Source organism: Delftia sp. SD018, from assembly GCF_017355445.1.
GTDB classification, from domain to species: domain Bacteria; phylum Pseudomonadota; class Gammaproteobacteria; order Burkholderiales; family Burkholderiaceae_C; genus Comamonas; species Comamonas acidovorans.
The window spans coordinates 203,077-223,180 of record NZ_JADDRN010000003.1; the positions used below are offsets into that span (position 1 = coordinate 203,077).

Here is a 20,104-nt window from a genome sequence, read left to right on the forward strand (position 1 = left end):
GCTGCGGATTAGACCACTGCCTGCGCGGGCCGCATGCCAGAATCCGCGCCATGAATGGATGGCAGCGATCAGCGGGGTGGGTGCTGGCCTGGGCCGTGGCCGCAGGCTGCGGCGCGGCCTGGCTGGCGCATGGGCGCCTGCAGTCGCTGCGCGAGGTCTTCGATACCGATGCCCGCATTGCCCACCGGCTGCTGAGCCAGCGCATGGTGCAGCACGATGCCATCCTGGGCACGCTGGCGCTGCTGCAGCCGCGCCAGCCCGCTCCCGACCAGGCCTCGTGGAAGCAGTTGCCGCGCCTGTATCCGCAGGTGCTGGATGTGGCGCGCCGCTCGGCCGCCGCAGGCGAGTCCTGGCCCGCGCCCTGGCCGCACGGCATGGCCGAGGCCGAGCGCCGCTCCCAGGCCAGCGGCCATGCCGAACTGGCCCTGGCCGATCTGGCCCGGGGCCGCCTGTACCTGGTGCAGGCCGGGCTGCCGGCCAGCTATGCATTGCTGCTGGACCTGCGAGCCACCATTCCCGCCGACGAATGGCCCATGCCACCGGCCACCAGCCCGGTGCGCGCCTGGCTGGCCCTGGGCGGGCAGGAATTCCTGATCCAGCCAGGCAGCACAGGCTCGCCAGGCTGGAACACATGGTCCTGGGAGGTGAGCAAGACCCTGGCCTCGCCCAGCCAGCGGCTGGTGCTGTACCTGCGCCAGCCGCTGGACGCCTCGGTGCTGCCCTGGACGGCCATGCTGGGCTGGGCCCTGGGCTGTGCGCTGGCCGTGGCCGCGCTGCGCGCCCTGCTGCGCCAGCGCGTGGCCCGCCGCCGCGCCGAGCAATTGCTGCAGCTGGGCCAGGTGGCGCGGCTCAATACGCTGGGCGAACTGGCCGCCGGCATGGCGCATGAGCTGAACCAGCCGCTGACGGCCGTGCTGTCCAACAGCCAGGCCGCGCGCCGCCTGCTGGCCGAGGACCCGCCCGAGATGGACGCCGCCCGCCAGGCCATGACGCAGGCGGCCGAGCAGGCCAAGCGTGCGTCCGCCGTGGTAGGCCGGCTGCGCCGCCTGGTGGAGCAACCGGGGCTTGCGCCCCAGGCCGAGCCGCTGGATCTGAACCAGGCCGTTGCCGAAGCGCTTTATCTGCTGGAGCCCGAGCTGCGGCGCCGCCAGGTCCAGGTCAAGGTGCAGATGAAAGTGCAGGCCGCCGATCTGCCCGCCGCCCAGGCCGACCCCGTGGCCGTGCAGCAGATACTGCACAACCTGCTGGTCAATGCGCTGCAGGCCATGCAAGAGCAGCCGCCCGCAACACGCCATCTGCGGGTGGAGCTGGAACGACGCGACACCCGCCTGCTGGTGGCGGTGCAGGACAGCGGACCCGGCGTGGCGCCCGAGATGCGCCAGCGCTTGTTCACCCCGTTTGCCACGGGCCGCGCCCAGGGGCTGGGCCTGGGCCTGACGTTGAGCCAGAGCCTGGCCGAATCCATGGGCGGCAGCCTGGAGCTGGCCACCTCGGGACCGGGCAGCGGAGCCCGCTTCGAGCTGCTGCTGCCTGCGGCGTGCGCCAGTGCATGCGCCAATGCATCCACGGCACGCGCCGCCCCCACCGCATCCACACCACCACCACCACCGAACCCATGACCGCCGCGCCTGTCCAAGACCTGTCCCCGCTGATCCATCTGGTCGATGACGACGAGGCCGTGCGCGACAGCCTGGCCCTGCTGATCGGCACCGTGGGACTGCGCGTGCAGTGCTGGGCCGATCCGCTGGCCTTTCTCGAAGGGCTGGACCGCCAGGGCATAGGCGCCATCGTGATGGACGTGCGCATGCCCGGCATCGGCGGGCTGGCCCTGCTGGGCCGGCTGGTGGAGCAGGGCGTGGACCAGCCCGTGATCATGCTCACCGGCCATGGCACGGTGGACATGTGCCGGCGCGCCTTCAAGGCCGGCGCGGCCGAGTTCCTGGAAAAGCCCGTGGACGACGAGGTGCTGATCGACGCGCTGCAAGGCGCCGTGCGCCAGCATGTGCAGTCGCGCGAACGCCAGCAGGCCGACCGCGATGCGCAGCAGCGCTTCGCCCAGCTCTCGGCGCGCGAGCGCGAGGTGCTGGCGCTGATCGTGCAGGGCCTGACCAACAAGGAGATAGGCCGCAGCCTGGAGCTGTCGCCGCGCACGGTGGAAACGCACCGGGCCAACCTCTTCGCCAAGCTGGAGGCGCCCAGCCTGGCCCAGCTCATACGCCGCTACGCCAGCCTGGCGGACACGGCGGCAGGCGCCTGAGGCGCCACCTCCTCGCCCAGCAGCGCGCCTGGCTTCTCCGTATTTCTACGCAGCGCCGCGCGTAGCCGTCCGAATGGTGCGCGGCGGCGGCATTTTCTACAGTGCATGCATGCCGTCCGGGCTTGTGGCCCGGGCCGTCCTGACCCCCAAGGAGAAGACCATGCAACGCCACGCCACCAAGCTCGCCACCCTCGCTGCCCTGACCCTGGGCCTGATCACCACCGCCGCCCAGGCCGAGGCCGTGCGCACGGAAAAGAACATGTCGCTGGAGCTGGCCAACCAGATCGCCGCACGCAGCGTGGCCGCCTGCGCCGCCGACGGCTATGCCGTCACCGCCACCGTGGTGGACCGTGCCGGCACCGTGCGCGCCGTGCAGCGCGCCGACAACGCGGGCCCCCACACGCTGGAGGCCAGCCGCCTGAAGGCCTATACGGCCGCATCGGCCAAGAACAGCACGCTGGCCATCATGGAAGGCGCGCAGAAGAACCCCGGCGCAGCCAACCTGGTGAACATTCCCGGCTACCTGCTGCTGGGCGGCGGCCTGCCGGTGAAGGTGGGCAACGAGGTGATCGGCGCCGTGGGCATCGGCGGCGCGCCCGGCGGCCACCTGGACGACAAGTGCGCCCAGGCTGCACTGGGCCAGGTGCAGGACGTGCTCAAGTAAAGAAGCCGCGCCGCACGTGATGCGGCGCTGCAAAAAAAAGACAGGCCACCACGGTCGCCCCGGAGGCTCGACAGCCGCACGCGCTCCCTCGCGTCAGCGGCCGCTCACCCTCGCACAAGAGCGCTATCAAAATCTCGGCGATTCCGCTATAAATCCCCAGCGAGGGGGACGAATGCCAGAGAACGTCGATGCGCAAATCACGGGGCCCAACGATACGCTGCTGCGGCTGATAGCAGATACGGCTCCGGCCATGCTGGCCTACTTCGATGCGCGCACGCTGCGCTGCCGCTTCGCCAACATCAACTACGCACGCAATTTCGGATTGACGCCCGCCGAGGCGGTCGGCAAGACCGTGCGCGAGATCGTGGGCGAAGCCGTGTGGCAGCTCATCGCCGAGCATGTGGAGCGCGGCCTGCGCGGCGAACATGTGCGCTACGAGCGCGAGGTGCCCCAGCCGGATGGACCGCCTCGCCATATCGAATCGCTGCTGATGCCGCACTTCGAGCACGGGCAGCTGCAGGGTGCCGTGGTGCAGATCACCGACGTGAGCCACCACCACCATGTGGCGCAGAAGGTGCGCGACAGCGAAGAGCGCATGCGCAAGTTCACCGAGGTCACGACCGAAGCCATCGTCATGCACCGCGACGGCCTGATCATCGACGGCAACGAGGCCCTGTCCCGCCTGGCCGGCTACACGCTGGACGAGCTGACCGGCCGCCCCATCCTCGACTACATCTGCCCCGAGTTCCGCCTCTACGCGCTGCAGTACATGCGCAGCGGCCGCGAGGACCGCTTCGACGGCGCCATCCAGCACAAGGACGGCCACCGCATCCCCGTGGAGATCGAGGCCAAGACCATGCCGGCCGAGGGCGGGCCCTACCGCATCGTGCTGGTGCGCGACATCACGCTGCGCCAGCTGGCGCAAGAGCGCATGGACTTCCTGGCCCAGCACGACCAGCTCACCCAGCTGCCCAACCGCGTGCGCCTGATCCAGATGCTGCGCCAGGCGCTGTCGCTGGCTTCGGTCAAGCGGCGCGCCCTGGCCGTGCTCATCATCGACCTGGACCACTTCAAGACCATCAACGACTCGCTGGGCCACCAGGCCGGCGACCTGCTGCTGTGCGAGGTCGCCCAGCGCCTGCGCGGCAGCGTGCGCGCCCACGACCTGGTGGCGCGCGTGGGCGGCGACGAGTTCGTGGTCGTGCTCACCGACGACCCCGATCCGCAGGAAACCGAGACACAGGCCAGCCACCTGCAGCGCATCATCGAGGCGCCCTGCGCCATCGATGGCACGCCGCTGGTGATCTCGCCGTGCATGGGCATCGCCATGTACCCCGGCGACGGGAAAAACGCCGAAGAGCTGCTCAACCGCGCCGAAAGCGCCATGCACATGGCCAAGGACAGCGGCCGGCGCAACCTGCAGTTCTATGCACCCGCCCAGGACGGCCAGGCCACCCAGGCCCAGATGCTGATGCAGGAGCAGCAGCTGCGCGGCGCGCTGGAGCGCGGCGAGTTCGAGCTGTACTACCAGCCCCAGACCTTCACGGCCGATGGCCGGCTGGCGGGCTTCGAGGCCCTGGTGCGCTGGCGCCACCCGCAGCGCGGCCTGGTCCTGCCCGGCGAGTTCATCGGCTTTGCCGAGGCGCGCGGCCTGATCTCGGCCATAGACCACTGGGTGCTGCGCGAGGCCTGCCGCCAGGCGCGCCAGTGGCAGGACGAGGGCCTGGCGCCGGTGCCGCTGTCCGTGAACCTCTCGGCGTTGGAATTCCGCCAGCGCGACATGGCGCGCGAGGTGGCACAGGTGCTGGAGGAAACGGGGCTGGAGGCGCGCTGGCTGCACATCGAGCTGACCGAGTCCACGCTGATGCACACCAGCGGGCAGGTGCAGGACACCTTGCAGGCGCTGCAGGCCCTGGGCGTGGGCCTGGCCATCGACGACTTCGGCACCGGCTACTCCTCCCTGGCCTACCTGCGCCGCCACCCGATCAACCAGCTCAAGATAGACCGCTCCTTCATCGCCGACGTCCCCGATAGCGAGGACGACACGGCCATCGTCACCGCCATCGTGCAGATGGGCCACAGTCTGCACCTGGACATCGTGGCGGAAGGCGTGGAAACACCTGCCCAATTGGCGCTTTTGCGCGAGCTGGGCTGCGGCATGATGCAGGGATACCTTGTGGCGCCCCCCCTGCCGGCCGAGAGGGCGCGCGCCTGGCAATTGCACAACAGTCATCCAGTCCAACGACAATAGCCCATGGTTTTGCTTCACAACCCCTCGCAGGCCTCCAGGGCCGCAGCCACCTTGCACACCGACCCCCAGCGGGCCCTGGAGCACGTACAGCAGATCTACCGGGAGCAGATAGAGCACCTTCGCTCGAACATGCAGCGCTTCGTCTCCGGCGAAACCCCGGCCGCTCCCGTCCACGCCTACTACCCCTTCGTTCGCATGCACACGAGCACCGTGGCGCGCGCCGACACGCAGCTGGCCTACGGCTTCGTCGAGGGCCCGGGCACGCACGAGGCCACGCTCACGCGGCCCGACCTGTTCTCGCGCTACTACGCCGAGCAGTTCCGCCTGCTGATCAAGAGCCACGGCGTGCCGCTGGAGGTGGGGCTGAGCGACAAGCCCATTCCCATCCACTTCTCGTTCGCCGAGAACGACCACATCGAGGGAACGCTCACGCGCGAGCGGCGCCAGCTGATGCGCGATGTGTTCGACCTGCCCGACCTCGAAGCCATGGACGACGGCATTGCCAACGGCACCTGGCGCCCGCATCCCGGCGAGGCCCTGCCGCTGTCCCTGTTCACCGCCCCGCGCGTGGACTACTCGCTGCACCGCCTGCGCCACTACACGGGCACCCAGCCCGAGTGGTTCCAGAACTTCGTGCTGTTCACCAACTACCAGTTCTACATCGACGAATTCATCCGCCTGGGCCACGCCGAGATGGCCCGGGAGGACAGCGAGTACGTGGCCTTCATCGAACCCGGCAACGTGGTCACGCGCCGCACCGGCCTGCCGGCCCAGCCCAATGACGAGCTGGGCACGCCGCCGCCGCGCCTGCCGCAGATGCCGGCCTACCACCTGGTGCGCGCCGACCACAGCGGCATCACCATGGTCAACATCGGCGTGGGCCCGGCCAATGCCAAGACCATCACCGACCACATCGCCGTGCTGCGCCCGCACGCCTGGATGATGCTGGGCCACTGTGCAGGCCTGCGCAACAGCCAGCAACTGGGCGACTACGTGCTGGCCCACGCCTATGTGCGCGAGGACCATGTGCTGGACGAGGAGCTGCCGCTGTGGGTGCCCATTCCCGCGCTGGCCGAAATCCAGCTGGCACTGCAGCAGGCCGTGGCCGACGTCACGCAGATGGACGGCCCCGACCTCAAGCGCATCATGCGCACCGGCACCGTGGCCAGCACCGACAACCGCAACTGGGAACTGCTGCCCAACAACCTGCCCCAGCTGCGCTTCAGCCAGAGCCGCGCCGTGGCGCTGGACATGGAAAGCGCCACCATCGCGGCCAACGGCTTCCGCTTCCGCGTGCCCTATGGAACGCTGCTGTGCGTGTCCGACAAGCCGCTGCACGGCGAGATCAAGCTGCCCGGCATGGCCAACCACTTCTACCGCGAGCGCGTGGACCAGCATCTACGCATCGGCATGCGCGCCATCGACATCCTGCGCGAAGGCGGCACCCAGCGCCTGCACAGCCGCAAGCTGCGCAGCTTCGCGGAGGTGGCGTTCCAGTAGCGCCCCGCCACCGGCCACCTCCTGCCTCGGGCCACGCTTCGCACCGCCATCCAGGGACGCACATGCCATCCACGCTGCCCACCCTGGACTTTTTCTCCATGACCGCCGTCGTGGCCATCAACATGATGGCCATGTCGGCCGCCCTGCCGCTGGCCATGGGGCGGCGCGTCAGCGGTGCGGCGCGCCATGCGCAGCACTTCTTCCTGATGCAGGCCGTGGCCTGGACCCTCATCCTGATCGCCAGCCGCCTGCCCCACGGCCTGATGGGACGTGACCTGCTGTCGCTGGGCGCGGCGGCGTTGGCCGCCACCGCCCAGTGGCAGATGGCGCGCGCCCTGCGCGAATGGCTGGGGCCGCGCCCGATGCTGCTGGAACGCGGCCTGATCGCGCTGTGCGTGCTAGGGCCGCTGGGCTTTGCGCTGCTGCTGCCCCAGGCGGCCCTGCGCACCGGCTGGTTCAGCGCCGTCCATGGCCTGTGCCTGATGGCGCTGGCCGGCCTGTGCCTGGACCCACAGCGGCCCGTGGCGCGCAGCTGGCGCTACCTGATGTGCGGCGTGGCCGCCTTCATGGGGCTGATGCTGTTCGTGCGCAGCTACCTGGCCCTGGCCACGCCCTTCCTGCCCAGCTTCACTGCGGACAGCGGCGCCAACCAGATCTTCGCCCTGCTGACCACGCTGAGCAGCACGCTGCTCATGGTGGCCGTGCTCGTGGCCTGGCGCGACGAGACCAGCCAGCAACTGCGCGACCTGGCCTTGCAGGACATGCTCACCGGGCTGCCCAACCGCCGCGCCCTGCTGGAGCGCGCACCCGCCATGCTGGCCCATGCCCAGCGCCACCGCCAGGCCCTGGCCCTGGTGATGCTGGACCTGGACCACTTCAAGCATGTCAACGACGAGCACGGCCACGCCGTGGGCGACCAGACGCTGTGCCTGTTCGCCCGCCTGCTGCAGCAGCAGCTGCGCAGCGACGAAATCGCTGCGCGCTGGGGCGGCGAGGAGTTCTGCCTGCTGCTCTACACCACGGACGACGGCGTGGACACCCTGTGCACCCGCCTGCAGTCCGCGCTGCTGCAGGCCTCGCGCAAGGTGCTGGGCTTCGAAGTGCGCTTCAGCGCCGGCTGCGCCCACGCACCCCAGGCCTGGAACGGCCTGTGCCTGGAGCTGATGCTGGCCCCCGCAGACGCCGCCCTCTACGCCGCCAAGCGCCGCGGGCGCGACTGCTGGACGCAGGTGCGGCTGAGTCCGGTGGCCGCGTCCGAGGCGCAGGGACCGCAGCCGTCGGCCTCCATCCCTGAGCAGGCCATGGCGCACGGGCGCACGCCAGGCACCTAGAGGGATCCCCCTCGGATCATGTCCACCGCCTTCTCCGCGATCATCACCGTGGGCGCATTGGTGTTGCCGCTGACGATGCGCGGCATGACCGAGGCATCGACCACGCGCAGGCCCTTGATGCCGTAGACACGCAGCTGCGCATCGACCACGTCCATGGGCCCCGGCCCCATGCGGCAGCTGCCCACGGGGTGGTAGATGGTGTCGGCATGGCTGCGAATGAAGGCCTCGATGCCTGCATCGTCCTGCGCGCCGGCCGAGGCCGGCATTTCGCGCCCGCCCAGGGCCGCCAGCGCCGGCTGGGCCAGGATCTCGTGGGCGCGGCGCACGCCGTTCACCATGCGCCGCAGGTCGTGCGCGTCGGAGAAAAAGGCCGGGTCCACCAGCGGCAGGGCCAGCGGGTCGGCACTGGCCAGGCGCAGGCTGCCCCGGCTGGCCGGCTGCAGCACGCAGACATGCAGGGAATAGCCGTGGCCCCAGACCGTCTTGCGCCCGTGGTCCACCAGCTTGGCGACGACGAAATGCAATTGCAGATCGGGCGCAGGCTCGCCAGGGCTGCTGCGGATGAAGCCGCCCGCCTCGGCAAAGTTGGTGGTCAGCATGCCGCGCCGCTGGCTGCGCCATTGGCCCACGGCGGCCAGCAATCTGCGTGCGCCCCCCAGGGACAGGCCGAAGCTGTCGGCCAGTTGGGGGCCATCGACCACCAGCACCACATCCGGGTGGTCATGCAGATGGGCGCCCACGCCGGGCAGATGGTGGACCACATCGATGCCCAGCGAACGCAGGTGATCGCCCGGCCCCACGCCAGACAGCATCAGCAGCTGCGGCGACAGCAGTGCGCCGCCGCAAAGCAGCACCTCGCGCCGGCAGTGCAGTTGCTGCACCGTACCGCCCTGAAGGTACTCCACGCCCACGGCGCGCCGGCCCTCGAACAGAATGCGCAGCACCTGGGCACCCGTTTCCACGCGCAGATTGGGCCTGGCACGGTGCGGCGCCAGATAGGCCTTGGCGACGTGGTGGCGCTCGCCGTTGCGCTGGGTGACCTGGTACAGGCCCACGCCCTCCTGCGCCTGGCCGTTGAAATCCGCGTTGTGCGCATGGCCGGCCTGCACGCCCGCCTGCACGAAGGCCCGGGACAACGGGTTGGGATCGCGCAGGTCGGCCACGTTCAGCGGCCCGTCCGCGCCATGCCAGGCATCGGCGCCGCGTTCGTTGTGTTCGGCGCGCAGGAAATAGGGCAGCACCTCGCTCCAGCTCCAGCCCGGGTTGCCCTGGGCCGCCCAGTGGTCGTAGTCGGCCGGCTGGCCGCGCACATAGACCATGGCGTTGACCGCGCTGGAGCCGCCCAGCACCTTGCCGCGCGGCTGGTGGCCGCGCCGCCCGCCCAGGCCCGGCTGGGGCACGGTGGACAGGCCCCAGCTGTGGCGACCGCCCTTGGCCATGGCGGCCATGCCCGCCGGACAGTGGATGAGCACGCTGGAGTCGGGGGGCCCGGCCTCCAGCAGCGCCACCTGCGTCTCGGCATCCTCGCTGAGCCGCCCGGCCAGCACCGAGCCCGCCGATCCCCCTCCGATCACGATGTAGTCCAGCATGTCTCCCCTCCCCTGCGGTGTAGCCATCCACTGTTGCAGTCGCCTGCGCGGCGCCGCAAGCCGGGGCAAACCCGGTGGATGCTCCGAATCCCGCTACGATCGCCGGATCGCATTCACGTTCGCATTCACTTTGTTCGTTTGAGGAGACTGACAGTCATGGCAATTCAAACCTTAGGCATCATCGGCGCAGGCACCATGGGCAACGGCATCGCGCAGGCCTGCGCGGTATCGGGCATCGACGTGGTCATGGTGGACATCTCTGAGGCCGCCGTCCAAAAGGGCGTGGCCACGGTCTCGGGCAGCCTGGACCGCCTGATCAAGAAGGAAAAGCTGACCGAGGCAGAGAAGACCGCCGCCCTGGCCCGCATCAAGACATCGACGGACTACGCGGCGCTCAAGGGCGCGCAACTGGTCATCGAGGCCGCCACCGAGAACTACGAGCTCAAGGTCAAGATCCTCAAGCAGTTGGACGCCCTGCTGGATGCCGACGTCATCGTCGCCACCAACACCTCGTCCATCTCCATCACCCAGCTGGCCGCCGTGACGGGCCGTGCCGACAAGTTCATCGGCATGCACTTCTTCAACCCCGTGCCCATGATGGCGCTGGTGGAGATCATCGTCGGCCTGCAGACCAGCGACGAGACGCACGCCACGGTCAAGGAACTGTCCGTGCGCCTGGGCAAGAGCCCCATCACCGTGAAGAACGCGCCCGGCTTCGTGGTCAACCGCATCCTGGTGCCCATGATCAACGAGGCCTTCTTCGTGCTGGCCGAAGGCCTGGCATCGGCCGAGGACATCGACGCCGGCATGAAGCTGGGCTGCAACCAGCCCATCGGCCCGCTGGCGCTGGCCGACATGATCGGCCTGGACGTGTGCCTAGCCGTGATGGAGGTCTACCTCAAGGAATTCGGCGACAGCAAGTACCGCGCCTGCCCCCTGCTCAAGGAAATGGTGGCCGCCGGCCGCCTGGGCCGCAAGACGGGCCGCGGCGTGTACAGCTACTGATACACGGCCTTGGCCTGCCGGCCCGCACGGGCCGGCCGTCTTCTGCGCGACTGCGCCCTCCAGCGGCCTGCTCTAAGGTCCATGCGCAGGAGACAACCATGGACATCAACACCCCCACCCCGCCGCCCGAAGGCTGCATCAGCTGCGAAGTGCGCGGCCATGTGCTGCTGATCGGGATCAACCGACCCGCCAAGCGCAACGGCTGGACGCCACCCATGTTCCAGCAGCTGGCCGAGGCCTATACGCGCCTGGACGACGATCCAGAGTTGCGCGTGGGCGTGCTGCATGCGTTTGGCAGCCATTTCACGGCGGGGCTGGACCTGCCGGTGATGGCGGAGTACCTGCGCTCGGGCAGGAAGGCCATCCCGCAAGGCCTGGTGGAGCCGCACGACTACGGCCTGGTCGGCTACCGGCGCCGCGCCAAGCCCATGGTGGTGGCGGTCAAGGGGATTTGCTTCACGGTGGGCATCGAGCTGATGCTGGGCGCCGACATCGTGGTCGCGGCCGATGACTGCCGCTTTTCCCAGCTGGAAGTGCAGCGCTGCATCATGCCCACGGGCGGCGCCACGCTGCGCATGGCCGAGCGTGCGGGCGTGGGCAATGCCATGCTGCACCTGCTCACGGCCGATGAGTTCGACAGCGCCGAGGCCTATCGCCTGAACTTCGTGCAGAAGGTGGTGCCGGCCGGCCAGGAACTGGCCGAGGCCCTGCGCATTGCCGAGCGGATTGCCGCCCAGGCCCCGCAGGCCGTGGTGGCCACGCGGCTCAATGTGCTCAAGGCCATCGAGCTGGGCCAGGCCGCCGCCGTGGCCGACTTCATTCCCGTGCAGCAGCGCCTGGCCAGCAGCGAGGATGCCGCCGAAGGCGTGCGCTCCTTCATCGAGAAACGCCCCGCGCGCTTCACGGACCGGTAGGCCTTTCTCGCCCTCCCGATCTTCCCCCTCCGATCTGGAGGGATTTCATCAATTAAGTTGTGCACAATTTAATTGACAGCAATAATTCAACCCATGCCACGCAACGCCCTGCCCACCGACACCCCCGAGCTTCTGCGCCTGGACAACCAGGTCTGCTTTGCGCTGTACTCGGCGTCGCTGGCCATGACCAAGCTGTACAAGCCCCTGCTCGACGGCATCGGCCTGACCTATCCGCAGTACCTGGTGATGCTGGTGCTGTGGGAGCGCGACGGCCTGACCGTGTCGGAGATCGGCGAGCAGCTGACCCTGGATTCGGGCACGCTGACGCCGCTGCTCAAGCGGCTCGAAGGCGCGAACCTGCTGGAGCGGGTGCGCGATGCACAGGACGAGCGCCGCGTGCGCATCACGCTCACCCCGCAAGGCCGGGCACTGCGCGATGCGGCTGAAAAGATTCCCGCCTGCGTGCTGCAAAGCACGCAGTGCACGCTGCCCGAGTTGCAGGCGCTGACGCAGCAACTCGGCGCACTGCGCGAGCGGCTGGCGCCGCGCCGCAGCGACTGACAACGGATTGCCGATTTCCTCCACCCGTCCGCACAGCCGGACAACTTTGCAAAAGGAAGACACCATGGCCCAGCTCGAAAAAGTCCTGTACACCGCACGTGCCCACACCACCGGCGGCCGCGACGGCGCCTCGCGCACCGATGACGGACGCCTGGACGTGACCCTTTCCTCGCCAGGCACCAGCGGCACGGGCACCAATCCCGAGCAACTGTTCGCCGCAGGCTACTCGGCCTGCTTCATCGGCGCCATCAAGGCAGTGGCCGGCAAGCAGAAGATCAGCCTGCCGCAGGACCTGTCCATCGACGCAGAAGTGGACCTGGGCACCATCCCCAACGCCTACGGCATCGCTGCCCGCCTGAAGGTCAGCCTGCCCGGCATGGACAAGGCCGCCGCCCAGGCCCTGGTGGACGCAGCCCACCAGGTCTGCCCCTACTCCAACGCCACGCGCGGCAACATCGACGTGCAGATCACCCTGGTCTGATCAGGCCCAGCCCGGCCGCTCCCGCCATTGCAGCCTGCGACCCCGGAGGTCGTAGCGTGCATGGCAGGTCAGCGGGCCGTGCAAGGCGTCGGCCGCATAGCTGACCAGCGCGATCTCGCCCACGGCGGCCTGCCAGTGCTCCAGCACCGGCAGGCCGCTTATCCATTGCAGCACCTGGGCGCGTGGCCAGGCGGCGTTCCAGGCGCCCAGCGTCACATGGGGCACGTAGGGGCGCAGCGCCTCGGTCAGCGCCAGTTCGGGCCTTGCCGGCGTGAGTGCACCATGCAGCATGCCCAGCGTGGGCCCGCCCTGGCTGCGGTCGCGCACCTGCAGATATGGCGCCATCTCGAAACTGCCCCAGCCGCCGAACTCCAGTTGCAGCGGTGCAGCCGGCAGGTCCTGCAGCGCGTGCAAGTCGCGCGATAGTTCCGCCGCGCCGTAGGCGTCCGGCAGGGCCGCATCGCCATCCAGAAAACCGGCCGTGGCCAGGGTCACATGCAGCTGCCGCTCGTACCGCGGAGCCAGCGCAGCGGCCAGGGCCTGGCGCGCCTGCGCACAGGCGCGGCGCACGGCTTCGCCCTCGGCAGGGCCCAGCGCCTGGATCTCCAGCACCCAGACCGCATAGCGGCGCCGGCCCAGGTGCCAGCCGCTCCAGTCGTCGGATGCGCCTGCCGCGCTGGAGCTGGCGCTGGCGCTCGCTATGGCATGGGATTGCAGGAAATGGGGCAGCAGCGGCACGGCGGGCGAATCGGCGAAGGCTAGGCAGCCGCACAGCTTAAGCCAGCCCGGCGACAATCGGCCCATGTCCGCCACACCGCACGATCCTGATCTGAATGTCGTCCCCGACGACGACTCGCACGCCTATGCCCGCCTCACGCCCGACGTGGTGCTCGACGCCCTGGCCTCGGTCGGCCTGTGGGGCGACGGCCGGCTCACGGCCCTGGCCTCCTACGAAAACCGCGTCTACCAGGCCGTACTGGAAGACGGCGATCGCGTCGTGCTCAAGTTCTACCGCCCGGGCCGCTGGAGCCGCGATCAGATCCTGGAGGAGCACGCCTTCAGCGCCGAGCTGACGGCCGCCGAAGTGCCCGCCGTGCCCCCGCTGGTGCTGGAAGGCGCCACGCTGCACAGCCACGCGGGCTTTGATTTCTCGGTCAGCCCCTGGCGCGGAGGCCGTCCGCCCGAGCTGGACGACTTCGAGGTGCTGGAGTGGACCGGGCGCTTCCTGGCCCGCATCCATACCGTGGGCGCGGCCCGGCCATTTGCGCACCGGCCGGCGCTGGACCTGGCCAGCTTCGGCCACGACTCCATGCAATGGCTGCTGGACCGGCAAATGATTCCGCTGGAAGTGGAATCCACCTGGAAGGCCGCCTGCCAGCGCGCTCTGGACCTGATGGCACCCGCCGCCGACGGCATGAGCGCAGCCGGCCACTTCGGCCTGCACAGCGCGCGCACGCTGCGCCTGCATGGCGACTGCCATCCCGGCAACGTGCTGTGGACGCCGCTGGACGACGAAGGCCGCGGCGGCCCGCATTTCGTGGACCTGGACGATGCGCGCACCGGCCCGGCCGTGCAGGACCTGTGGATGCTGCTGTCGGGCGACCGGGGCCAGCGCACGCGCCAGCTGGGCGCCCTGCTGGATGGGTACGAACAGTTCCGCCCCTTCGACCGCCGCGAGCTGGCCCTGATCGAGCCGCTGCGCACGCTGCGCCTCATCCACTACAGCGCCTGGCTGGCGCGGCGCCAGGACGACCCGATCTTTGCCATCAACTTCCCCTGGTTCGGCACGCCCGACTACTGGCGCGGGCAGGTGGACATGCTCAACGAGCAGATCGAGGCCATGCAGGAAGAGCCTCTATACGCCTGAGGCCACCGGACTGCCTGCCTCCCGAAGACAGATATCTTTACAAATTGTCCAGGCCCGCGGCGCCCTATCCAGGGCTGCGGATTCCGGGGTATTCTCGGCCCGAAATCCCATCGGCCATGCCCTACTCCGCCTTCCCACCATCGCTGCCCAACCCGCTACAGCCCTTGCCTGCCGCGCAAAAGGTGCTGGTGGTGGACGACGTTCCGGACAACGCCACCATCATCTGCCAGGTGATCAAGGATCTGTGCGGCCCGCTTGTGGCCTACACCGGCGAGGAGGCGCTTGCCCTGGCCCACCAGCACCAGCCCGACCTCATCCTGCTGGACATCCGCATGCCGGAGATGGACGGCTTCGAGGTCTGCCGCCGCCTCAAGGCCGACCTGCAGACCGCGCATATCCCCATCATCTTCCTCACCGCGCTGACCGAGCCCCATTGCGAGGAACTGGGCCTGAACCTGGGCGCCGTGGATTTCGTGACCAAGCCCTTTCGTCCGGCCGTGCTCAAGGCACGCGTGCGCACGCATCTGGAGATTGCGCAGCAGCGCCAGATGCTGCAACTGCTGTCGCACAGCGACGGGCTGACGGGAGTGGCCAACCGGCGTTTCTTCAGTGCCCAGCTGGAGCGCGAGTTCATGCGCCTGCAGCGCCTGGGCGAGCCGCTGTCGCTGGTGATGATGGACGTGGACCACTTCAAGGCCTACAACGACCACTACGGCCATCTGGTCGGCGATGAATGCCTGAGCCAGATCTCCCAGGCCATTCAGGGCGCACTGCACCGGCCGGGCGACCTGCTGGCGCGCTATGGGGGCGAGGAATTCGTCTGCCTGCTGCCCCATACGGCGCTGGATGGCGCGGTGCTGGTGGCGCAGGGCATCGTCGATGCGCTCAGGCTGCTGGACCTGCCGCATGCCGCCTCGCCCCTGGGCCAGGCGCTGACCGTGAGCCTGGGCGTGGCCTGCATTGCGCCTTCGCCCACCAACAGTGCCCAGCAACTGCTGGCCGATGCCGATCGGCGCCTTTATCTCGCAAAAAACGCTGGTCGCGACCGCATCGTCTGGGCTGGGTGATCAGAAGCACCCCCTGAGGCGCTACGCGCCGTTCCCCTGTCTCGCACCGGCTCAGCAACGTCCATCGACGCGGCAGGTCGGCACGACCTGACCGCTGGCATCACGCCATTGCACCTGGCCGGCCGGGGTCTGAGGCGGGGCTGCAGGCGCTGGCTCCGGGGCCGGGGCCGGGGCCGGTTGAACGTTGGAGCGCTGCGGATCGTGCAGCACGGTGGATGAACCCACGCCCACGCCGACCCGCGCGCCGCCCACACCCGTGGAGGCGCCCACGCCTGCGCTGCCCAGCACCTGGCCGCTCTGGTTGACGCCGACGCCAACGCCGACCGGGCCCACGCCCGTGCCGACTCCGGCACTCAGCCCGCCGCTGCCCAGCCCCACGCCCACCGACACGGGGCCCACCGGAATTCCGATGCCCACGCCGCCGCCCACCGAGCCGCAGCCGGCCAGCAGCAGCGCGCACGCGCCAAGCGCGGTCCACGCTGCCTTGCGGGATGGCTGGGAGGTCATGAAGGCGGAGGATGGAACTGGCATGCCGGACTCTCTGGACAAGGGAAAACACAGGGACGGCCACAGGGTACACCCGCCCGCCCGGCGCACGATGCCAGCGGTATGCCCGGGTCCATGCCAGGGGCTCGGAGGCAGCGAAACACCCAGGACACGCGGGTTTCTTAGAATTCACCCATTGGCCTGCGGGTCATTCCAGATTCCATGCGCTCCCGGACAGTGCCGTGGCGCCCCGGTGGCGCCAGGCCTGCGCGGCGCCGCTTTGCCCTTCGCTTTCTTCGCGCTCCCTTTTCGCTCCCTTTTCTATGCAAACCCGTTGGCCACCCTATGCGTGGGTGTGTTTTTCCATGTGCGTGGGTGTCATGGGCACCGCCCTGGCCAGCCCGCTGTACCCGCTGTACCAGCAGGCCTGGGGGCTGCAGCCCAGCCACATCACGCAGATCTTCGTGGCCTATATGTTCGGCGCGCTGGCCAGCCTGCTGTTCCTGGGCCGGCTGACCGACCGATTCGGCTTTGTCACCGTGCTGCGCGCCGGGCTGATCCTGATGACGCTGGGCGTGCTGGTCTCCGCCGTGGCCTGGAACGTGCCCAGCTTTGCGCTGGGGCGCGTGGTGATCGGCGTGGCTTCGGGGCTGATCACCACCTCGGCCTCGGTAGGCATGACCCGGCTCAACAACCGGGGCGACCTGCAGCGCGCCGCAGCCACGACCAGCCTGACCATTGCCTTCGGCTTCGGGCTGGGCCCCGTGGTGGGCGGGCTGATCGCGCAGTGGCTGCCCTGGCCGCTGGTCACGGCCTACATCCCCTCGCTGGGGCTGGGCCTGCTGGCCGTCTATGCGCTGTACCAGGTGCGCATTGCCGAGCCGGCCGAGCTGGCCTCCACCCAGGCACGCGCGCTGCACTGGCGCGATTTCATGCCCACCATCACGCTGCCGGAGCGCCGCTTTGCGCGCCACTACGCACTGGGCGGCATGTGCGCGTTCTGCGCCTTCGGCATGTTCAGCCTGTTCGCATCGCTGGCGCCCAGCTTCATGCAGCGCATGGTGCCCTGGCACGGGCCGGCTGTCTCGGGCCTGTCCATCGGCGTGATCCTGTTCCTCTCGGCGGGCTTCCAGTACCTGGCGCGCCCGCGCCCGACCAAGGGCTCGGCCATTGTGGGCTTTGCCTGCCTGGTGGCCTGCAACCTCCTGCTGCTGGTCAACAGCTTCGCGGGCTCGGCCTTGCTGTTCGCGCTCAGCGTGATCACCACGGCGGCGGGCCACGGCCTGTGCAACCTGGCGGGCATGTCCATCGTCAACAAGGTCTCCACGCCGGCCACACGCACGGGCCTGCTGTCCACGTACCTGGTGGTCGGCTACCTGGGCACCATCGTGCCCATCCTCGGCCTGGGCTGGCTCTCGGACCATATCGGCATCACCGAGGCCCTGGTCGCCTACTGCATCGTCATGGGCGCGCTGGCCGGCTGGCTGTGCTGGATGTGCACGCGCACGCCCACGCTGCCCATGCCCAAGCACTAGTTCCGCCAAGGGCGCATGCCTGTTCAGCGAAAGTGCGGCCCCGGCCCGTCTTCGGCCAGGCAGTCGCCGTCATTGCGCAGCGGGCAGACCTTGAGGGACAGGCAGCCGCAGCCGATGCAGCCGTCGATCTGGTCGCGCAGCTGGGTCAGGCCCTGGATGCGCGCATCCAGCGCGTGGCGCCAGCGCGCGGACAGCGCGGCCCAGTCGGCCTGCGTGGGCGTGCGGCCGCTGGGCAGGTCCTGCAGCGCCTCGGCAATCTCGGCCAGCGGCACGCCCATGCGCTGGGCCACCCTGATGACCGCCACGCGCCGCAGCACGGCACGCGCATAGCGGCGCTGGTTGCCGGGCGTGCGCAGGCTCTCGATCAGTCCCTGGCGCTCGTAGAAATGCAGGGCCGAGACGGTGATGCCGCTGCGCCGGGCGACTTCGCCCACGGAGAGGATGGCCGGCCCGTCATGGTCGGACGCGGTGACACCGGCAGAAGACAGATTCATGGCAGCAGGAAAATAGGCGCAGGAAAATAGGCGCAGGAAAAATAGGTCCAAGCAGGCCTGCATTTGACCTCAACTTTGGTTGAGGTTTCACACTGGCAAGCCTCGCCGCCCGGTCCGGCCCACTCTCAGACTCCAAGCCATACATGCCACACGACGCACTTGCCACCTCCTCGGCGCAGCCCGCTGCTTCCACGGCCCCGCAACTGCACCATCTGCAGCCCGCCGGCCTCTACGACGCCACGCCCAACGGCTACACCCATGTGGTCACCGTGCACGGGCCGGCGCAATGGGCCTTCGTCTCGGGCCAGGGCGGCGAGAACCAGGCGGGCGACCTGCCCGAGAGCTTCGCGGCCCAGGCGCAGCAGGCGCTGTCCAACCTCAAGCTGGCGCTGCAGGCGGCGGGCGCGGACATGGGCCAGGTGGTCAAGCTGACCCTGCTCATCGTCGACCACTCGGAGGCCCGCTTCAACGACTGGCAGGCCGCCGTGCGCCTGCATTGGAGCGACGGCGCCCCCAGCGATGGCGCCCCCAGCAATACCCTGCCGCGCTTTCCGGCCTGCACCCTGATCCCCGTGCCCCGGCTGGCCCTGCCCGGCATGCTGATCGAGGTCGATGCCGTGGCCGCACTGCCCGCCCACGCCCAGCCCGCACGGCCGCCGCTGTGGGTCTGAGCCATCCGTTTGCCACCCATAAGCAGACAACACAGGCATTCGTCCGATGAACAGATCCTCCCAGGCTTGCGCCCAGCCCTCACCGCCCATGCAGGCCACCGCCACGCCCGTGCTGCCCCAGAGCACCCTGCTGCTCATGGCCACGGCATGCGGCCTGTGCGCGGGCGCCAATTACTTCAACCAGCCGCTGCTGCACTCCATCGCCATCGACCTGGGCATCAGCGAGGCGCGTGCCTCGCTGACGGTGACCATGGCCCAGGTCTCCTATGCGCTGGGACTGCTGCTGCTCGTGCCGCTGGGCGACATGCTGGAACGCCGCCGCCTGGTGCTGGGCCTGATGCTGCTGGCCGCGCTGGGCATGCTAGCCAGCGGCATGGCGCACAGCTTTGCGCTGCTGGCGGCGGGCACGCTGATGACGGGGCTGTTCTCGGTCGCGGCACAGGTGCTGGTGCCCATGGCGGCCAGCTTTGCGGCGCCCGGCGCCAGCGGGCGCGCCGTGGGGCTGGTCATGAGCGGGCTGCTGATCGGCATCCTGGCGGCACGCAGCGTGGCGGGCCTGCTGTCGGAGCTGGGCGGCTGGAATGCCGTCTACTGGGTGGGCGCCCTGGCCACGGCCGGCGTTGCCCTGCTGCTGCGGCGCGCGCTGCCCCTGGCACAGCCGGCCCAGCCCATAGGCTATGGCGCGGTGATGCGCTCCCTGCTCACGCTGGCACGCGAGCAGCCGCGCCTGCGCAGCCGGGCGCTGATCGGCGGCATGGGCTTTGCCACGGTGAGCGTGCTGTTCTCGACCATGGCACTGCTGCTGGCCGGGCCGGGCTACGGGTTTGGCGACGCGCAGATCGGCCTCATCGGCCTGGTCGGCGTGGCCGGCGCCCTCATGGCCAACATGGCCGGCCGGCTGGCCGACCGGGGGCTGGAGCAGCGCACCACGCTGGCCGGCGGCCTGCTGATGCTGGCGGGCTGGGGGGCGCTGTGGCTGGGCGGCACCAGCCTGTGGTGGTTCCTGGCGGGGCTGCTCATCGTCGATGCCGCGCTGCAGGCCCTGCACATCAGCAACCAGAACGTGATCTACGCGCTGGCACCCTTGGCGCGCTCGCGCATCAATGCGGTCTATATGACGGGCTATTTCATCGGCGCCTCGGCAGGCTCGGCCGTGGGCTCGGCGGTCTGGCTGCACTGGGGATGGACAGGTGCCAGCGTGGCGGGCCTGATTCTGAGTCTGGCCACGCTGGCCGTCGTGGCCTGGGACAGGTCCCTCGCGCGCCAGGCAGGCCAGGCAGATCGACAGCAGGGCCACGCGTAAGAAAGAGCACCAGCCTGCGGCACGCTGCGCAAGAATGCACTGCAAACGTGCCGTCTTGCGCGCCTTGCCATGCAGGAAACGCACCAATCCGATGCGCCAGCGCACCAGCATGGCGCAACCGCCACTGC

At 69.4% G+C, this 20,104-nt stretch carries 19 protein-coding genes; 15 read left to right on the forward strand and 4 right to left on the reverse strand.

What is annotated here, in order from left to right:
• Positions 1-50: 50 nt before the first annotated feature.
• From INR38_RS05850 to INR38_RS05875, 6 genes are all read left to right on the forward strand, one after another.
• Positions 51-1,619, forward strand: a complete 1,569-nt coding sequence (locus tag INR38_RS05850; RefSeq protein WP_207443716.1) for an ATP-binding protein — start codon at positions 51-53, stop codon at positions 1,617-1,619.
• Positions 1,616-2,257 (forward strand): response regulator, encoded by a 642-nt coding sequence (locus INR38_RS05855; RefSeq protein WP_207443715.1) that lies wholly within the window; start codon positions 1,616-1,618, stop codon positions 2,255-2,257. Before INR38_RS05850 ends, INR38_RS05855 begins: the two co-directional genes overlap by 4 nt.
• Positions 2,258-2,417: 160 nt before the next feature.
• A complete protein-coding gene (locus INR38_RS05860; RefSeq protein WP_207443714.1) occupies positions 2,418-2,921 on the forward strand; it encodes a heme-binding protein in 504 nt (167 codons plus the stop codon).
• A 172-nt stretch (positions 2,922-3,093) separates the two neighbouring features.
• On the forward strand, positions 3,094-5,172 hold the full coding sequence (locus tag INR38_RS05865; protein ID WP_013804316.1) for an EAL domain-containing protein: 2,079 nt from the start codon (positions 3,094-3,096) through the stop codon (positions 5,170-5,172).
• A gap of 3 nt (positions 5,173-5,175) precedes the next feature.
• Positions 5,176-6,672 (forward strand): AMP nucleosidase, encoded by a 1,497-nt coding sequence (locus INR38_RS05870; protein WP_012203132.1) that lies wholly within the window; start codon positions 5,176-5,178, stop codon positions 6,670-6,672.
• Between the two features lie 62 nt (positions 6,673-6,734).
• Entirely contained in the window at positions 6,735-8,003 is a 1,269-nt protein-coding gene (locus INR38_RS05875) for a GGDEF domain-containing protein (RefSeq protein ID WP_207443713.1), read from the forward strand.
• Here INR38_RS05875 and INR38_RS05880 read toward each other — a convergent pair.
• A complete protein-coding gene (locus INR38_RS05880) occupies positions 8,000-9,592 on the reverse strand; it encodes a choline dehydrogenase (protein ID WP_207443712.1) in 1,593 nt (530 codons plus the stop codon). The two genes, INR38_RS05875 and INR38_RS05880, sit on opposite strands and share 4 nt — an antisense overlap.
• Before the next feature lie 156 nt (positions 9,593-9,748).
• On the opposite strand from INR38_RS05880, the gene INR38_RS05885 reads away from it, so the two are divergent.
• From INR38_RS05885 to INR38_RS05900, 4 genes are all read left to right on the forward strand, one after another.
• The gene (locus INR38_RS05885; RefSeq protein ID WP_207443711.1) at positions 9,749-10,597 is read left to right on the forward strand and encodes a 3-hydroxybutyryl-CoA dehydrogenase; all 849 of its coding nucleotides are present in this window, start codon (positions 9,749-9,751) and stop codon (positions 10,595-10,597) included.
• A 98-nt stretch (positions 10,598-10,695) separates the two neighbouring features.
• On the forward strand, positions 10,696-11,511 hold the full coding sequence (locus tag INR38_RS05890; protein WP_207443710.1) for a crotonase/enoyl-CoA hydratase family protein: 816 nt from the start codon (positions 10,696-10,698) through the stop codon (positions 11,509-11,511).
• 93 nt (positions 11,512-11,604) lie between these two features.
• Entirely contained in the window at positions 11,605-12,072 is a 468-nt protein-coding gene (locus INR38_RS05895) for a MarR family transcriptional regulator (RefSeq protein ID WP_012203127.1), read from the forward strand.
• Between the two features lie 64 nt (positions 12,073-12,136).
• Positions 12,137-12,553 carry an organic hydroperoxide resistance protein gene (locus tag INR38_RS05900; RefSeq protein WP_012203126.1) on the forward strand — a complete coding sequence of 139 codons (417 nt, stop codon included), beginning with the start codon at positions 12,137-12,139 and terminating at the stop codon, positions 12,551-12,553.
• Here INR38_RS05900 and INR38_RS05905 read toward each other — a convergent pair whose 3' ends face one another.
• Positions 12,554-13,357 (reverse strand): 2'-5' RNA ligase family protein, encoded by an 804-nt coding sequence (locus INR38_RS05905; RefSeq protein ID WP_242698970.1) that lies wholly within the window; start codon positions 13,355-13,357, stop codon positions 12,554-12,556.
• On the opposite strand from INR38_RS05905, the gene INR38_RS05910 reads away from it, so the two are divergent.
• A complete protein-coding gene (locus INR38_RS05910; protein WP_099753011.1) occupies positions 13,356-14,420 on the forward strand; it encodes a serine/threonine protein kinase in 1,065 nt (354 codons plus the stop codon). The two genes, INR38_RS05905 and INR38_RS05910, sit on opposite strands and share 2 nt — an antisense overlap.
• Positions 14,421-14,536: 116 nt before the next feature.
• A complete protein-coding gene (locus INR38_RS05915) occupies positions 14,537-15,487 on the forward strand; it encodes a diguanylate cyclase (RefSeq protein WP_099753012.1) in 951 nt (316 codons plus the stop codon).
• A gap of 51 nt (positions 15,488-15,538) precedes the next feature.
• Here the strand turns inward: INR38_RS05915 and INR38_RS05920 are convergent, their stop codons facing one another.
• Entirely contained in the window at positions 15,539-15,994 is a 456-nt protein-coding gene (locus tag INR38_RS05920) for a hypothetical protein (protein WP_242698971.1), read from the reverse strand.
• A gap of 302 nt (positions 15,995-16,296) precedes the next feature.
• On the opposite strand from INR38_RS05920, the gene INR38_RS05925 reads away from it, so the two are divergent.
• Positions 16,297-17,508: an MFS transporter gene (locus INR38_RS05925; RefSeq protein WP_347566751.1), complete on the forward strand. Its 1,212-nt coding sequence runs from the start codon at positions 16,297-16,299 to the stop codon at positions 17,506-17,508.
• A gap of 23 nt (positions 17,509-17,531) precedes the next feature.
• Here the strand turns inward: INR38_RS05925 and soxR are convergent, their stop codons facing one another.
• The gene (soxR, locus tag INR38_RS05930) at positions 17,532-18,002 is read right to left on the reverse strand and encodes a redox-sensitive transcriptional activator SoxR (RefSeq protein WP_013804325.1); all 471 of its coding nucleotides are present in this window, start codon (positions 18,000-18,002) and stop codon (positions 17,532-17,534) included.
• A gap of 143 nt (positions 18,003-18,145) precedes the next feature.
• On the opposite strand from soxR, the gene INR38_RS05935 reads away from it, so the two are divergent.
• Together INR38_RS05935 and INR38_RS05940 are read left to right on the forward strand one after the other, a co-directional pair.
• Positions 18,146-18,673 (forward strand): RidA family protein, encoded by a 528-nt coding sequence (locus tag INR38_RS05935; RefSeq protein ID WP_207443709.1) that lies wholly within the window; start codon positions 18,146-18,148, stop codon positions 18,671-18,673.
• 46 nt (positions 18,674-18,719) lie between these two features.
• Entirely contained in the window at positions 18,720-19,976 is a 1,257-nt protein-coding gene (locus tag INR38_RS05940) for an MFS transporter (RefSeq protein WP_207443708.1), read from the forward strand.
• Positions 19,977-20,104: the final 128 nt, after the last annotated feature.

Coding starts and splice junctions, on each gene's coding strand:
- INR38_RS05850 (WP_207443716.1), top strand. CDS start 51: ATGAATGGATGGCAGCGATCAGCGGGGTGGGTGCTGGCCTGGGCCGTG.
- INR38_RS05855 (WP_207443715.1), top strand. CDS start 1,616: ATGACCGCCGCGCCTGTCCAAGACCTGTCCCCGCTGATCCATCTGGTC.
- INR38_RS05860 (WP_207443714.1), top strand. CDS start 2,418: ATGCAACGCCACGCCACCAAGCTCGCCACCCTCGCTGCCCTGACCCTG.
- INR38_RS05865 (WP_013804316.1), top strand. CDS start 3,094: ATGCCAGAGAACGTCGATGCGCAAATCACGGGGCCCAACGATACGCTG.
- INR38_RS05870 (WP_012203132.1), top strand. CDS start 5,176: ATGGTTTTGCTTCACAACCCCTCGCAGGCCTCCAGGGCCGCAGCCACC.
- INR38_RS05875 (WP_207443713.1), top strand. CDS start 6,735: ATGCCATCCACGCTGCCCACCCTGGACTTTTTCTCCATGACCGCCGTC.
- INR38_RS05880 (WP_207443712.1), bottom strand. CDS start 9,592: ATGCTGGACTACATCGTGATCGGAGGGGGATCGGCGGGCTCGGTGCTG.
- INR38_RS05885 (WP_207443711.1), top strand. CDS start 9,749: ATGGCAATTCAAACCTTAGGCATCATCGGCGCAGGCACCATGGGCAAC.
- INR38_RS05890 (WP_207443710.1), top strand. CDS start 10,696: ATGGACATCAACACCCCCACCCCGCCGCCCGAAGGCTGCATCAGCTGC.
- INR38_RS05895 (WP_012203127.1), top strand. CDS start 11,605: ATGCCACGCAACGCCCTGCCCACCGACACCCCCGAGCTTCTGCGCCTG.
- INR38_RS05900 (WP_012203126.1), top strand. CDS start 12,137: ATGGCCCAGCTCGAAAAAGTCCTGTACACCGCACGTGCCCACACCACC.
- INR38_RS05910 (WP_099753011.1), top strand. CDS start 13,356: ATGTCCGCCACACCGCACGATCCTGATCTGAATGTCGTCCCCGACGAC.
- INR38_RS05905 (WP_242698970.1), bottom strand. CDS start 13,357: ATGGGCCGATTGTCGCCGGGCTGGCTTAAGCTGTGCGGCTGCCTAGCC.
- INR38_RS05915 (WP_099753012.1), top strand. CDS start 14,537: ATGCCCTACTCCGCCTTCCCACCATCGCTGCCCAACCCGCTACAGCCC.
- INR38_RS05920 (WP_242698971.1), bottom strand. CDS start 15,994: ATGACCTCCCAGCCATCCCGCAAGGCAGCGTGGACCGCGCTTGGCGCG.
- INR38_RS05925 (WP_347566751.1), top strand. CDS start 16,297: ATGCAAACCCGTTGGCCACCCTATGCGTGGGTGTGTTTTTCCATGTGC.
- soxR (WP_013804325.1), bottom strand. CDS start 18,002: ATGAATCTGTCTTCTGCCGGTGTCACCGCGTCCGACCATGACGGGCCG.
- INR38_RS05935 (WP_207443709.1), top strand. CDS start 18,146: ATGCCACACGACGCACTTGCCACCTCCTCGGCGCAGCCCGCTGCTTCC.
- INR38_RS05940 (WP_207443708.1), top strand. CDS start 18,720: ATGAACAGATCCTCCCAGGCTTGCGCCCAGCCCTCACCGCCCATGCAG.